Origin of the sequence: Gottfriedia sp. NPDC057948 (assembly GCF_042887255.1) — a bacterium.
Classification (GTDB): Bacteria; Bacillota; Bacilli; order Bacillales; family Bacillaceae_G; genus Gottfriedia.
On sequence record NZ_JBHVPN010000004.1, the window covers coordinates 20,403 to 34,667 of the forward strand.

Annotated in this window: 15 protein-coding genes; all 15 read left to right on the plus strand. The window is 32.7% G+C overall.

Going from position 1 to position 14,265, the window contains the following annotated elements; all coding sequences use genetic code 11:
• Positions 1 to 84: 84 nt before the first annotated feature.
• The 15 genes from ACFVRR_RS08495 (at position 85) to rpoD (ending at position 13,646) form a co-directional block, all read left to right on the plus strand.
• The gene (locus tag ACFVRR_RS08495; RefSeq protein ID WP_387327067.1) at positions 85 to 273 is read left to right on the plus strand and encodes a hypothetical protein; all 189 of its coding nucleotides are present in this window, start codon (positions 85 to 87) and stop codon (positions 271 to 273) included.
• 328 nt (positions 274 to 601) lie between these two features.
• On the plus strand, positions 602 to 850 hold the full coding sequence (yqfC, locus tag ACFVRR_RS08500; RefSeq protein WP_088011443.1) for a sporulation protein YqfC: 249 nt from the start codon (positions 602 to 604) through the stop codon (positions 848 to 850).
• Positions 851 to 899: 49 nt separating this feature from the next.
• Positions 900 to 2,087 (plus strand): sporulation protein YqfD, encoded by a 1,188-nt coding sequence (gene yqfD, locus ACFVRR_RS08505; protein ID WP_387327070.1) that lies wholly within the window; start codon positions 900 to 902, stop codon positions 2,085 to 2,087.
• Positions 2,088 to 2,090: 3 nt separating this feature from the next.
• Positions 2,091 to 3,053: a PhoH family protein gene (locus ACFVRR_RS08510; protein ID WP_387327073.1), complete on the plus strand. Its 963-nt coding sequence runs from the start codon at positions 2,091 to 2,093 to the stop codon at positions 3,051 to 3,053.
• 73 nt (positions 3,054 to 3,126) lie between these two features.
• A complete protein-coding gene (locus ACFVRR_RS08515) occupies positions 3,127 to 5,229 on the plus strand; it encodes an HD family phosphohydrolase (RefSeq protein ID WP_387327075.1) in 2,103 nt (700 codons plus the stop codon).
• A 9-nt stretch (positions 5,230 to 5,238) separates the two neighbouring features.
• On the plus strand, positions 5,239 to 5,715 hold the full coding sequence (gene ybeY, locus ACFVRR_RS08520; RefSeq protein ID WP_387327078.1) for an rRNA maturation RNase YbeY: 477 nt from the start codon (positions 5,239 to 5,241) through the stop codon (positions 5,713 to 5,715).
• Positions 5,696 to 6,076, plus strand: coding sequence for a diacylglycerol kinase family protein (locus tag ACFVRR_RS08525; protein WP_387327081.1), 381 nt, complete (start codon positions 5,696 to 5,698; stop codon positions 6,074 to 6,076). The genes ybeY and ACFVRR_RS08525 overlap by 20 nt, the downstream gene beginning before the upstream one ends.
• A 46-nt stretch (positions 6,077 to 6,122) precedes the next feature.
• A complete protein-coding gene (locus tag ACFVRR_RS08530; protein ID WP_098428880.1) occupies positions 6,123 to 6,521 on the plus strand; it encodes a cytidine deaminase in 399 nt (132 codons plus the stop codon).
• Complete coding sequence (gene era / locus ACFVRR_RS08535) at positions 6,514 to 7,422, plus strand: GTPase Era (RefSeq protein WP_387327084.1); 909 nt, start codon at positions 6,514 to 6,516, stop codon at positions 7,420 to 7,422. The genes ACFVRR_RS08530 and era overlap by 8 nt, the downstream gene beginning before the upstream one ends.
• A gap of 231 nt (positions 7,423 to 7,653) precedes the next feature.
• Complete coding sequence (locus ACFVRR_RS08540; RefSeq protein WP_069034173.1) at positions 7,654 to 7,797, plus strand: YqzL family protein; 144 nt, start codon at positions 7,654 to 7,656, stop codon at positions 7,795 to 7,797.
• A 27-nt stretch (positions 7,798 to 7,824) separates the two neighbouring features.
• Positions 7,825 to 8,610 (plus strand): DNA repair protein RecO, encoded by a 786-nt coding sequence (gene recO / locus ACFVRR_RS08545; RefSeq protein ID WP_097974253.1) that lies wholly within the window; start codon positions 7,825 to 7,827, stop codon positions 8,608 to 8,610.
• 97 nt (positions 8,611 to 8,707) lie between these two features.
• On the plus strand, positions 8,708 to 9,346 hold the full coding sequence (gene ccpN / locus ACFVRR_RS08550) for a transcriptional regulator CcpN (protein ID WP_387327087.1): 639 nt from the start codon (positions 8,708 to 8,710) through the stop codon (positions 9,344 to 9,346).
• 20 nt (positions 9,347 to 9,366) lie between these two features.
• Positions 9,367 to 10,179: a pyruvate, water dikinase regulatory protein gene (locus ACFVRR_RS08555; protein ID WP_387327090.1), complete on the plus strand. Its 813-nt coding sequence runs from the start codon at positions 9,367 to 9,369 to the stop codon at positions 10,177 to 10,179.
• A gap of 510 nt (positions 10,180 to 10,689) precedes the next feature.
• Positions 10,690 to 12,498, plus strand: coding sequence for a DNA primase (gene dnaG, locus ACFVRR_RS08560; RefSeq protein ID WP_387327092.1), 1,809 nt, complete (start codon positions 10,690 to 10,692; stop codon positions 12,496 to 12,498).
• A gap of 29 nt (positions 12,499 to 12,527) precedes the next feature.
• Positions 12,528 to 13,646 carry an RNA polymerase sigma factor RpoD gene (gene rpoD / locus ACFVRR_RS08565; RefSeq protein ID WP_069034168.1) on the plus strand — a complete coding sequence of 373 codons (1,119 nt, stop codon included), beginning with the start codon at positions 12,528 to 12,530 and terminating at the stop codon, positions 13,644 to 13,646.
• The last annotated feature ends 619 nt before the right edge of the window (positions 13,647 to 14,265 follow it).

Genomic DNA, 14,265 nt, shown 5'->3' on the forward strand with positions numbered 1-14,265 from the left:
AATCTGCTAAATTTTCACGAAAACAGTACGGTTCACAAAAAAAATCTAAATTCTCCTATACCAATTAGGTTGGTAGGTTTGGTAGTGAGTGCACTCATCACTTATGTTACAGTCAAAGGGGTATATGGTGATGGGAATAGTGATATAACTTCAATTGGTCTTGTAGTCATGTGGAGTCTGTTCTTTCTCACACAAGGAGTTCTATGGTGGGTTGCTACTTCACAAGGAAAACAAGATGTTTATCAAGATGTTTCATTCCAAAGAAGAATGTAAAAACGTAAATAAATTTAAACCGAGAATAGTTATTAGTTCTCGGTTTTTTTCTTAGTCATAAAACTATAAGAGGGATCTTGGGAAGGACATTCGACTCCTAAATAATTTGATTGATTTTCCGCACTACACAGACGCTAGTTCCTATAAAACCCAACTTCATCCCCATAAATTAAATCAATAAACACACTTTTTGAAATCTAAATATTCATCTTAAATTTCCTTTACCATTTTCTTTTTATATCATACCTTCACAAAATTCATCATAAATATGATATGAAAGGGGGAGGAGTCTATCTTGAAAAGATTAGCCCATAATTTAAAAACCTGGATGTCAAGTAAGATGGACTTACCACCAGATGTACTATTGGAATTGCCACGTATTACAATGTTAGGTCAACTACATATTTATATTGAAAACCATAGAGGGTTACTTGTGTATTCGGATAATGAATTGCGTTTGTTAATGAAGCAGGGGCAGTTGTTGATTAAGGGAAAAGATTTTGTTTTGAAGACGATGTTGCCTGAGGAGATTTTGTTGGAAGGCGAAATTGAGCATGTGTATTTTATTAATGAATAGCATCTAGAACTTACACCATGATCAGTCTAATGAACATGGGGGATTTAGGATGAAAAACCAATGGACTTCAAATCTTACGGGGATGGTTCAAGTAAAAGTAATTGGGCTTGGACCAGAACGTTTTTTAAATGATTGTATGCGAAAGGGGATTCCACTTCGTAATGTAAAGAAAAGTGGAACTAATTCGATTACGTTTACAATTGAGTTGAAAGATTATAAACGGATCAAGAATATTCCTCGGAAAAAAGAGTATAAGGTTTATTTTATTGGCAGGAAGGGGCTGCCTTTTGAAGTTAGACGAGCATGGAAGTATTTTGGATTTGTTGTAGGGGTAGTTGGTTTTTTAGTTGTATTATTTTTACTTTCAAATATGGTTTGGCGAATTGATATAAAGGGTGCTTCACCTGAAGTGGAATATAAACTTCGGAAAGATTTAACTGCGATGGGTGTTAAGACCGGCGCATCTCAATTTACTTTACCTAGAATGCAAACAATCCAAAAAAAGCTACAAGATGATAATCCAACATTAACCTGGATCGGTGTACAATTAAATGGGACTACCTTTCATTTTGAAGTAGTAGAAAAGCATATTCCTAAGCCTGAGAAGGCGTTAAGTCCACGTCATATTATTGCAAGTGAAGAAGCTGTTATTTCAAGTATGTTTGTTGAAAAAGGGAAACCTCTTGTAGTAAAGAATGACTTTGTGAAAAAAGGTCAAATATTAGTATCTGGAATAATCGGAACGGAAGAACATCCTATTTTAGTCCCAGCAGTTGGCAAAATCATGGGGGAAGTTTGGAGAGAGGAAATTATTAGTGTTCCTTTAGATACTCCGTTTACGGTTCTTACAGGAGAGAGAAAAACTAGCTATTATATTGGAACTAAGGAAAATCAAATAAAATTTTGGGGTTTTGAAAAGAATAAATATAAGTCTTTTGAAGATGAAAGTAGTTCGTATCAATTTAAATTTTTAAAATGGAAATTACCGATCTTTTTTAGTAAAAAAACAACTCTAGAAAGTGAAAAATATGTAAGAACATACTCTAAAGTGCAGGCTGCTCAACTTGGAAAACAAATTGGTAAGAAGGAATTAATGAAAAAGTTAAGTCCAGATGCCAAGATTTTACAAGAAAAAGTTTTGCACGAGTCAATAGACAATGGTAAAGTTAATTTAAGAATGTATTATAAAGTTTTAGAAGATATCACAAAAACGAAAACTATTGTTCAAGGGGACTGAGTAATGCCAGAACAACTACTAACGATTAATCAACAACTAGAAGATCCAAACGAAGCAATTGCCTTATTTGGTACAAACGATAAGCATCTAGAAATAATTGAAAATTTGCTTGATGTTAAGATTGTGTCACGTGGTCAATCTGTACAAGTTTCAGGTACGAATGAAGATGTGAAAACTGTTGAGCAAATCATTCAAGCTCTTTTAGAGGTTATTCGAAATGGAGTGAGTATTACATCGAGGGATGTTACGTACTCAATTCAGATGGCTAAAGAAGGAAGGCTGTCATCATTTGCTAAGTTGTATGACGAAGAAATTATTAAGAATTCAAAAGGAAAACCAATTCGAGTTAAGACTTTTGGACAAAGACATTATCTTCGTGCAATTCAATCAAATGATTTAGTATTTGGGATTGGACCTGCTGGTACAGGTAAAACATATCTTGCAGTTGTCATGGCTGTTCAAGCATTAAAAAATAATAAAGTAAGTAAAATTATTTTAACAAGACCTGCTGTGGAAGCTGGAGAAAGTTTAGGATTTTTACCAGGAGATTTAAAGGAAAAGGTTGACCCATATTTAAGACCATTATACGATGCTCTACATGATGTTTTAGGACAAGAGCATACTGTACGTTTAATTGAAAGAGGAACGATTGAAATTGCACCTTTAGCATACATGAGGGGACGTACTTTAGAAGATGCCTTTGTCATTTTGGATGAAGCTCAAAATACGACAATGGCTCAAATGAAGATGTTTTTGACCCGTTTAGGATTTGGCTCTAAAATGGTTATAACAGGTGACCCTTCACAAATTGATTTACCTAAAGGAGTAAAGTCTGGTTTAATATCAGCTCAAAATACACTTAAAGGTGTTGAGGGTATTGGTATGACAATCTTAGAACAAACAGACGTAGTTCGTCACCCACTAGTACAAAAGATTATTCAAGCTTATGATTTAGCAAAAGAATGATTCGTAGTGACCCTACATTGATAGGGTCATTTCGTATTTTTATGATGAGGTGCATTTCTAGAAAGGGGAAACAATGAATAGTTTGCAAGCTTTAATTCAGCGTTTTAAGAATCAAACTCTTGTCATATTACTATGTACTATTGCATTCAGCTTATTAAGTTTTCTTCTTTTAGTTAGTCATGTTAGACCGGTAAAATACGACATTCAGCTATTATCAATTGCTGATGATAATATTTATTCACCTATCACGATTGAGGACAAAGGAGCTACGGCTAAAAAACGACTTGAGGCTGAATCAAGAGTTGAGGATGTATATAAGTACGAGGAAAGTTATACACAAAAACGTATTGATATTGTAAATTCAATTTTTGATATTGTAACAGAAGTGAAAAATAAAAATGCCAATAGTGATAATCCTACAGGACAAGCATTAATTGATAAAGAAACAAGTGATGTTAAGAAAAAACTGCCTGACGATATTCGTAAAAGCTTAGAAGATAGTGTATATAGTGCATTAATAAAATCGTCTGAAGAACAGCTAAATATTTCTAAAGCTTCGTTAAATACTGCGATTAATAATGTGATGTCTGAGGAAATTACAGCGAATCAAATCGAAGAATCTCGTGGAAAGTTAAGAACTGAATTATCATATGTAAGCATTAATCCTTCACTAAAAGATGCGATGATCGCTATAGGCGATTTTGCTATTGTTCCAAACTACTTTTATGATGTCGAAGCGACAAAAGAAAGAAGACGTCTAGAAAGTGAAAGTGTAGATAGTGTCTATATATTACAAGGACAAGTCTTAGTTAAAGCCGGAGAGACGATTACAAAGGAAAAATATGATCAGTTAAAATTAGTTGGTTTAATAAAAAACAAACAATCGATTCAACCGTATATTGGATTAATTTTATTAATTGGAGTATTGGCGTACTTCGTATTGAAGCAAACGGCAAGTTTAAAAGAAAAAGGGAATATATACATCGTTACATACTATAGCATTGTAATATTTACAATCTTAATTTTGAAAATTGTAAGCTTGTTTCAAAAAGTTGAGTTTTCTGGCCTTGTATATGTAGCTCCAGTTGCGATTGGGACTTTATTGATAAAGTTTTTATTAGGTAATCGATATTTAATGGTATCGTCAATTATTTTCTCTATTTGCGGTAGCATAATGTTTAATGAAGATGTAAACGGCGCAATTAATTACTCGACTGGAATCTATATTTTATTTAGTTCAATCACCGTTTTATTTTTAAATGAAGTTAAAAATAAACGTTCAATGATTCTCCATGCGGGATTTTTAATTTCGCTTGTTAATATTGCAACCCTGTTTTCTTTAATCTTAATTCGGAATGGTCAATATTCATCAGTAGAAATTGGGATTTATTTATTAATGGGACTTACTTCTGGAGTTTTATCAAGTGTTATTACGATGGGTATTTTACCTTTTGTAGAAGATTCGTTTGGAATGGTGTCCTCATTTAAACTTGTTGAGTTAGGTAGTCCAAATCATCCTTTATTAAGAAAAATATTATTAGAGGCTCCGGGTACATACCATCACAGTATAATGGTTGCAAATTTAGCTGAAGGTGCTTGTGAAGCAATCGGTGCAAATGGTTTGTTAGCTAGAGTAGGAGCTTATTATCATGATATTGGTAAAACGAATAATCCAGGATTCTTTATAGAAAATCAAATGGGTGGTCATAATCCTCATGATCGAATTAAACCAATTCAAAGTAAAGATATCATTTTAAGACATGTAAGTGATGGGGTAAAAATACTAAAAAAATATAATTTGCCAAAAGATATAATTGATATTGCAGCGGAGCATCATGGTACAACTTTATTAAAGTATTTTTATTATAAAGAAAAAGAGATGAATCCTGATGTTAAAGAAATTGATTTTAGATATCCAGGTCCAAAAGCTCATTCAAAGGAATCAGCTATTGTAGGAATTGCTGATAGTGTTGAAGCAGCAGTTCGTTCGTTAAAGGACCCTGATATGGGAAAAATCGAGGTATTAGTTTCTTCCATTATGCACGATCGTTTGAATGATGGTCAGTTTGCAATATGTGAATTAAATTTAAAAGAATTACATATTGTTGAGAAATCATTGTGTGAGACTTTAAAAGGAACTTTCCATTCAAGAATACAGTATCCAGATGAAAGATAAGGTGAGGTTATGGTTGAACTAGAAATTGATTTTATAGATGAAACAAATGAAGTGACTAAAGAACAGCAATCTGATATAAAGGGTTTACTAGAGTGCGCACTTGAATATGAGGGTGTAACGGGTGAAGTTGAAATTGCAGTTTCATTTGTAGATGATGAAAGAATTCATGAAATTAATAAGGAGTATCGAGAGAAAGACCGTGCTACTGATGTTATTTCGTTTCCAATGGAAGAATTAGGGGAAGGTGAAATTGAAATCATTGGAGTGGACTTACCGCGTACTTTAGGTGATATTGTCATTTCGATTCCTACTACCAAGCGACAGGCTGATGAGTATGGTCATTCATTCCGCCGTGAATTAGGTTTTTTAGCAGTTCACGGATGTTTACATTTACTTGGTTATGATCATATGAATGAAGCCGATGAGAAAGTGATGTTTACAAAACAAAAGGAAATATTAGAAAGATATGGCCTTGAAAGACTCTAAAAAAAGAGCGCCATTACTTAAATCTTTTGGTTTTGCATTTAGTGGTATTTTTAAAGTCATTAAGGATGAAAGAAATATAAAAATCCACTTATTTGCAGCATTTATTTCAATCGGCCTTGCGTTTTATTTACATATTAGTCGAATAGATTGGTTAATTCTTCTGCTTATTATTACAATTGTCATTTCGCTAGAGTTAGTTAATTCCTCAATTGAAGCAGTTGTAGATTTAGCATCACCTAATAAACATCTTTTAGCAAAAAAAGCAAAGGATGTGGCAGCTGGGGCGGTGTTAGTCGCTGCAATCGTTTCAATCATTATAGGTGCTTTGCTATTTTTTCCGTATTTTACTATACTACGTTAATAAGACCCCACTTTCGTGTTCGGGCTTATAATAGGAGGCTACATAAATGGATAAACAACAACTTATAAATGAAGCGATAAAAGCTAGATTAAACGCATATGTACCATATTCGAAATTTCAAGTAGGTGCAGCTTTGCTTACAAAGGATGGTCAAATTATTCGTGGTTGTAACATAGAAAATGCATCATATGGTCTAACGAATTGTGCAGAACGAACTGCATTATTTAAAGCATATTCAAATGGCATTACGGAGTTTTCAGCAGTAGCAGTAGTCGCTGATACCGAGGGACCTGTTGCACCATGTGGGGCATGCCGTCAAGTTTTATTTGAACTTGCTGGTCCAGATACAGTAGTATATTTATCGAACTTAAATGGAGCAATCCAAGAAACAACAGTAAAAGAATTATTGCCAGGAGCATTTACATCGGAGGATTTGAATGAATAAAGAAAGTTATAAATCAGGTTTTGTCTCAATTATAGGTAGACCAAATGTAGGGAAAAGTACATTCCTAAATCGAGTAATAGGTCAAAAAATAGCTATAATGAGTGATAAGCCTCAAACTACTCGTAATAAAATTCAAGGCGTTTTTACAGAAGATGATGCACAAATTGTCTTTATAGATACGCCAGGAATCCATAAACCAAAACACAAACTTGGTGATTTTATGGTAAAGGTAGCTCAAGATTCAATTAAGGATGTTGACGCTACTTTATTTATGATAAATGCCAATGAAGGATTTGGTCGTGGAGATGAATTCATTATTGAGAAGCTGCAGGGAAGTCGTAGTCCAGTAATTTTAGTTATTAATAAAATTGATACAATTCATCCTGATCAGTTATTTGATTTAATCAATAAATACAAAGATTTATTTCAATTTGCTGAAATTGTTCCAATCTCAGCATTACAAGGGAATAATGTCGATCGCTTATTAAAAGTTATTAAAACGTATTTACCAGAAGGTCCGCAATATTATCCTGCAAATCAAGTAACAGATCATCCTGAAAGATTTATCATTTCAGAATTAATAAGAGAAAAAGTATTGCATTTGACTAGAGAAGAGGTTCCGCATTCAATTGCTGTTATTATTGAGCAAATTGAAAGAAGATCAGAAGGAAATGCAATATACGTAAATGCAACAATTGTCGTTGAAAGGTCTTCCCAAAAAGGAATCATTATCGGTAAGCAAGGCAGCTTGTTAAAAGAGGTTGGCAAGCGTGCTCGTTTAGATATAGAAAACTTGCTTGATACAAAAGTATTCTTAGAGTTATGGGTTAAGGTTCAAAAAGATTGGCGTAATCGTATGTCTCAATTAAGAGATTTAGGTTTCCGTGAGGATGAATATTAAAAAGCAAAAATCAAGGGACTAGGGCTTAGCATCAGGGTCTAATAATATTACCATTTGTTCAAAAAGCCCAACATATTTTTCTGGATTTTGCAAGCTTTTTATTTGTTATTTTAATAAATTTTATACACATGAAAATCGGGAGAGAAGGTCACATTATAAGTAAGCAGGGAAAGTAATTGGCTATAGGTAATGAGCAATGAGTTGTAGCTATTCTTGAAAGGTGGTTTCTCAATGTTGAATTTTACCTGGGATGTCTTTTCTAAAACTGGAAATGTTGAGACATATTTATTGTTTAAGCAGCTTGAACAGGAACATGTGGATCAGAAAAGTTACATTGATGAAGAAATAGCTGATATTGATTCCTTACATACTTAACCTTCATCCAATTGGATGGTGAGTTAATTGTTACAGCGTGTAGAAGGAATTGTATTACGGGCAAACGCTTATGGAGAATCAAATGTTATTATTACTCTCTTAACAAGAGAATTAGGTAAGATAGGAGTTGTGGCAAGAGGAGCAAAGAAGACGAATAGTCGACTTGCTTCTGTTACACAACTCTTTACATATGGGTCATTTTTGATTCAAAAAGGATCCGGTTTAGGTACATTAAGTCAAGGAGAACTGATTGATTCATTTCGTGAGTTAAGAAGTGATTTAGTTGCAACTGCGTATGCTTCGATTGTTGTAGAGCTTACTGATAAAGCGGTTGAAGAGAAAAAAAATAATCCGTATTTATTTGAATTGGTCCTTCAATTACTACAGCACATGAATGAAGGTGCAGACGCTGAAGTTTTGACTTATTTATTTATGACAAAAATGATACCTGTATTAGGATATCACCCATTTTTTGATCAATGTGTGAATTGTAGATGTAGTGCAAATGAAAATATATTTGTAGCCTTTTCTGTTAAAGAAGGTGGGTTTTTATGTCAGCGTTGTAAACATACTGATCCATATGCTTTTTCTGTTACTGAAAAGTCGGTTAAGTTAATGAGATTATTTTATCATTTTGATGTAAATCGACTTGGAAAAATTGAGGTTAGTGAAGCAACAAAGAAAAACTTACAACAAATTTTATTTTCATACTATGATGAATATAGTGGAATCTATTTAAAGTCACGCAAATTTTTAGAGCAATTAAAAAATATGGATAATTTTCTGAAAACAAATAAAAATTCAGAAACCTAAGGAAGGAAATAGGCTACCTATTTCCTTCTTTCTTTTTTAAATTGTAAAAATAGTATATAATATTTATTAGAGAGTATAACATATTGGATAGTTAGGGGTGAGGGAAATAGAACTGACAAAGCGACAAACTCAAATACTTGAAATTGTAAAAAATAATGGACCAATTACAGGTGAACATATAGCTGATCAGCTAGCACTTACAAGAGCTACGCTTCGCCCGGATTTAGCTATTCTTACAATGACTGGTTTTTTAGAGGCAAGACCACGAGTAGGATATTATTACACAGGAAGAACAAGCGGTGCACAAGTCATTGACAGAATTAAAAAATTGACTGTAAAGGAATTTCAGGCTATTCCAGTTGTAGTAGATCGAAGTTCATCAGTATATGATGCGATAGTTACAATGTTTCTTGAAGATGTAGGAACGTTATTTGTTGTTGATCAAAATTCGATATTAACAGGAGTACTATCGAGAAAAGACTTACTCCGTGCAAGTATAGGAAATAAAGATTTGCATACATTACCCGTAGATATTATCATGACGAGGATGCCAAACATTACAATTTGCTATAAAGATGATACAATTTATAATGTAGCTAAGAGTTTAATTGAAAAACAAATTGATGCTGTCCCTGTTGTTCGTGAAAGTGAGCATGGACTTGAGGTTATTGGTCGATTTACAAAAACAAATTTTACTCGTGCGATTGTAGACTTAATGAACAATGATATGTTTTAGTAAAGTTAAGAGGTGAACATATGGGCAATTCAATCGTTTATGTTGTATCAGATTCTGTTGGTGAAACAGCAGAGCATGTCGTAAAGGCGGCTATTAGTCAATTTCATCAAAAATTCGAGATTAGACGTGTACCATACGTTGAAGATAACGCAACATTAATTGAAATAGTTCAAGTAGCAAAAGAAAATAATGGTATTATTGTATTTACATTAGTAAAACCTGATATGAGAAAGAAATTATTAGAGGAATCGCAAAGTGCTGGGGTAATCGTATATGACTTAATCGGTCCATTAATCGATAAAATTTCAACGATTCATAAACTTGAACCTAGAAATGAACCTGGTGTTGTTCGTAAATTAGATGAAGATTATTTCCAACGTATAGAGGCAATTGAATTTGCGGTTAAATATGATGATGGAAGAGACCCAAGAGGTATTGAAAAAGCTGATATAGTCTTAATCGGTGTATCGAGAACATCAAAGACTCCTTTATCACAATATCTTGCTCATAAAGGATTTAAAGTTGCCAATGTGCCTTTAGTTCCAGAAGTTGATCCACCAGAACAACTATTTAATGTTCCAAAAGAAAAGTGCATAGGACTAATGATTTCTCCAGAAAAGTTAAACCATATTCGAAAAGAAAGATTAATTTCATTAGGACTTCACGATGGAGCTAGTTATGCTAATATTTCAAGAATTGAAGATGAGCTAAAACATTTCAATAATGTTGTTAAACAAATTGGCTGTAAAGTTGTAGATGTTTCAAGTAAGGCAGTAGAAGAATCCGCTAATGTAATATTAAATTACTATTACCAAAATAAGCAGATTAGATAATTTTTTTTGAAATTAAAAATGATCGATCTTTTTAGACTGACACATTAGAGTAATCTAATGTGTTTTCATCTTTTGTAAAAGTTGAAATTCTTTAGTACTTATTGCTAGATTTCCTAATTAAAATAGATTATAATAAAAAATTGTATGAAATGAACTAATTAATAGGTTTAACTTTTTATACTTACGAATAAACTATGAATATGTGCTTCCTAGTTTATTGAAAGATGGAAATAAAACTACATAAATCGATACATGTTTTGAAGGAATTACAAAAGACATGTAGAAATTAATCATAAGCGATAAATAAATGGGTTAATGAAAACCAGAACTAGCAGTTGGATGCAATGCTTATGAACTACTGTTTAGCACTTCTTTTTAGATAATTAATAATTCATATATGATTTAATAAAGTGAATTAACTTAAGTTTAAAATATATGGAAATATTTTTGTCGAATCATGAAGGAATACAGTGAGTTTTATCGAATAAAATAATATATGGAGCTGTCAGTATGGGAAACAGAATTCCCGATGAACTTGTCGAGCAGGTTCGTCAGTCAGTTGACATAGTTGATGTAGTAAGTGAGTATGTTCCTCTGAAAAAACAAGGAAGAAATTATTTTGGACTTTGTCCTTTTCATGGAGAAAGCACACCATCTTTTTCTGTGTCTCCTGAAAAACAAATTTTTCATTGTTTTGGATGCGGTGCTGGAGGAAATGCGATTTCTTTCATTATGCAACTTGAAGGACTTAACTTTCAAGAATCTGTCCATCAGCTTGCAAAAAAGACAAATATCACTTTACCTTCAGATACGGTTGACACAGTCAAGAATCCACAAGCTACTGAGCAAGGCATTATGCTTGAAGCTCATGAGTTTGTCAAAAAGTACTATCATCATCTATTAGTTAACACAACAGAAGGTAAACAAGCATTAGAATACCTACTTAACAGAGGAATTTCTAGAGAGGAAATAAAGCATTTTGAGCTTGGGGTTGCTTTAGATTCTTGGGATGCTGTTACTAAGGTGTTAGAAAAACGTGGCTATTCAATGCCAATCATGGAGAAAGCTGGTCTAGTTGTTCGAAGTGAACGTGATGGTAATTACTATGATCGATTTCGAAATCGATTAATTTTTCCAATTCATAACCATCAAGGAAAAATTGTTGCATTCAGTGGAAGAATAATGGGTGAAGGGTCACCAAAATATTTAAATAGTCCTGAATCTTCAATTTTCCATAAAGGAAAATTATTATATCAATTTTACCAAGCAAAGAATGTCATGCGAAAGCAAAATCGGGCAATCTTGATGGAAGGTTTTGCAGATGTCATTTCTGCGTTTAGAGCTGGTGTCCATGATGCAGTTGCAACCATGGGAACATCATTAACAGAGGATCAAGCGAAAGTCTTGAAAACATCTGTTGATCAAATTATTATTTGTTATGATTCAGATCAGGCTGGTATTAACGCAACTGAAAAAGCAGCTAAAGTTCTTCAAAAAGAAGGATTTACAATTAAAGTAGCACAAATGCCTGATGGCTTAGATCCTGATGAATATATAAGACAATTTGGTCCAGAAAAATTTAATACCTCTATTATTGAAGCTAGTGTATCATTAATGAGTTTTAAAATGCAATATCATCGAAAAGGAAAAAATCTTTTAGATGAAACTGTTAAATTTCAGTATATAAAAGAAATGCTACAAGAAATTGCTAAACTAAGTCAACTGATCGAACAAGATTATTACTTAAATCAACTCTCAAAAGAGTTTTCTATCTCGATTGAAGTACTTAAGAAGGAATTTGGACAATATAGTAATCAGGCAAATCGTATATCTAATGTAACAGAAGTAAAAACTGATATCAAACGCGATATTACTACTAAGACACTTCTTCCTGCACATGTTAGAGCTGAACAATTACTGTTAGCTCATATGTTAAATAGCAGTGACGTGGCTGAAAAAGTAAGACAGCAATATCAGGGTCTATTCTACAATAATGATTATTCCGAGATTATAATCCATCTTTATGCTTATTATGAAGAGGGCAATGAGTCTAATATTAGTAAATTTATGAATTACCTTCCTTCAAAAAGGTTACTTGAAGTAGTTTCAAAAATTGTCAATTTACAGATAGCACCTGAACTAACAGAGCGAGAGTTAAAGGATTATTTAGATGCATTAAACAACTATGATAAACAACAACGTATACGTGAAAAAGAAATAGATCTGAAAAAAGCCGAACGTGAAGGAGATTTTGTAAAAGCTGCAACGATTCTCCAGCAAATCACACAGCTAAGATCTAGTATGAAATATGTTAAATGATTCGCGAACTTTTCGAAGGAGGGGAACAGATGGCTGATAAATCGGCTCGTTCTAAAGATACGGAAACAGAAGTAACACTTGATCAAGTAAAAGCATTATTAATTGAAAATGGTAAAAAACGTGGTGTAATTACATATGAAGAAATTGCAGATCGTTTAAATGGATTTGAAATTGATTCAGATCAACTTGAAGAGTTTTATGAGCAACTAGGTGAACAAGGTATTGATATTGTTGGTGACGCTGATGATGAACCTAGAGGAACTCAATTAGAAAAGGAAGAAGAATTTGACTTAAATGATTTAAGTGTTCCTCCTGGAGTAAAAATTAATGATCCAGTACGTATGTACCTAAAAGAAATTGGCCGAGTTGATTTACTTTCTGGACAAGATGAAATCAATTTAGCGAAACGCATTGAAGAAGGCGATGAAGAAGCGAAACGACGCCTAGCAGAAGCGAACTTACGATTAGTAGTAAGTATTGCAAAACGTTATGTAGGACGTGGTATGCTGTTCTTAGACCTTATTCAAGAAGGTAATATGGGATTAATCAAAGCTGTTGAAAAGTTTGATTATCGTAAAGGTTATAAATTTAGTACATATGCGACTTGGTGGATTCGTCAAGCGATTACTCGTGCAATTGCAGACCAAGCTAGAACAATCCGTATTCCAGTTCATATGGTGGAAACAATTAACAAATTAATTCGTGTTCAACGTCAATTGCTTCAAGATTTAGGTCGCGAGCCATCTCCTGAAGAAATTGGTGAAGAAATGGATTTACCACCAGAAAAAGTTAGAGAAATCCTTAAAATTGCTCAAGAACCAGTTTCATTAGAAACACCAATTGGTGAAGAAGATGATTCACACTTAGGTGATTTCATTGAAGATTCGGAAGCAACTTCACCAGCTGAGCATGCAGCTTATGAAATGCTAAAAGAGCAATTAGAAGATGTTCTTGATACATTAACAGATCGTGAAGAAAATGTTTTACGTTTACGATTTGGTTTAGATGATGGACGAACTCGTACTTTAGAAGAAGTTGGTAAAGTATTTGGAGTTACACGTGAGCGTATTCGTCAAATCGAAGCAAAAGCTCTACGTAAATTACGTCATCCAAGCCGAAGCAAACGTCTAAAAGATTTCTTAGAATAGAATGTTTAAAAAGAGTTTATCCTTTATTGGGTAAACTTTTTTATTTTCAACTAAAAAATATAAAATAAAACGTTTTAATTAGTAAATATGTCACAATAAAAAAATTGTCAAAATATATCGAATGTCCGTACTAAATATATAATTGTAGTGCTATGCTACATACTAAGTAATGCTAAAACGGTTGATCTTTTAATAATTTATTCTAAAGATGAATCAAAGGATAATTTAAGCAAAAATGGTTATTATAAATTATGGAGACGCTAGTAGTAATTCCATCATTTTAACAATTGGATACCTATTTACTTTATTTTACAGAATTGTCTTTAAATTTGCAAATACTCATTTTCCCTACTTATTTAATAATTTTTATAATTAGTTCAATACTACTAAATATAAAATAAATGGTTTGAAGACATATTACCTATATCGTAATAGCAATTATTTATTAGAGTTTTTTAATAGAATGGGTTAAATCTTTTGCTTAAGCTTTTTGTGAAAATGATTAAATTTAAAATAAAAGTTTAATGGGTAACGATGGTTTTAAATGGTTTCTTAAAAAAACTTACTTATTTCATTTATCAAGAGGTGAGTTTATACAAATATAATTTGTAATTATGCT

Excerpts from the sequence above, each read along its gene's own strand:
- rpoD (WP_069034168.1), top strand. The coding sequence starts at position 12,528 with ATGGCTGATAAATCGGCTCGTTCTAAAGATACGGAAACAGAAGTAACA.
- ybeY (WP_387327078.1), top strand. The coding sequence starts at position 5,239 with ATGGTTGAACTAGAAATTGATTTTATAGATGAAACAAATGAAGTGACT.
- ACFVRR_RS08530 (WP_098428880.1), top strand. The coding sequence starts at position 6,123 with ATGGATAAACAACAACTTATAAATGAAGCGATAAAAGCTAGATTAAAC.
- ACFVRR_RS08510 (WP_387327073.1), top strand. The coding sequence starts at position 2,091 with ATGCCAGAACAACTACTAACGATTAATCAACAACTAGAAGATCCAAAC.
- era (WP_387327084.1), top strand. The coding sequence starts at position 6,514 with ATGAATAAAGAAAGTTATAAATCAGGTTTTGTCTCAATTATAGGTAGA.
- dnaG (WP_387327092.1), top strand. The coding sequence starts at position 10,690 with ATGGGAAACAGAATTCCCGATGAACTTGTCGAGCAGGTTCGTCAGTCA.
- ACFVRR_RS08525 (WP_387327081.1), top strand. The coding sequence starts at position 5,696 with ATGGCCTTGAAAGACTCTAAAAAAAGAGCGCCATTACTTAAATCTTTT.
- ACFVRR_RS08515 (WP_387327075.1), top strand. The coding sequence starts at position 3,127 with ATGAATAGTTTGCAAGCTTTAATTCAGCGTTTTAAGAATCAAACTCTT.
- yqfD (WP_387327070.1), top strand. The coding sequence starts at position 900 with ATGAAAAACCAATGGACTTCAAATCTTACGGGGATGGTTCAAGTAAAA.
- ACFVRR_RS08555 (WP_387327090.1), top strand. The coding sequence starts at position 9,367 with ATGGGCAATTCAATCGTTTATGTTGTATCAGATTCTGTTGGTGAAACA.
- yqfC (WP_088011443.1), top strand. The coding sequence starts at position 602 with ATGTCAAGTAAGATGGACTTACCACCAGATGTACTATTGGAATTGCCA.
- ACFVRR_RS08540 (WP_069034173.1), top strand. The coding sequence starts at position 7,654 with ATGTTGAATTTTACCTGGGATGTCTTTTCTAAAACTGGAAATGTTGAG.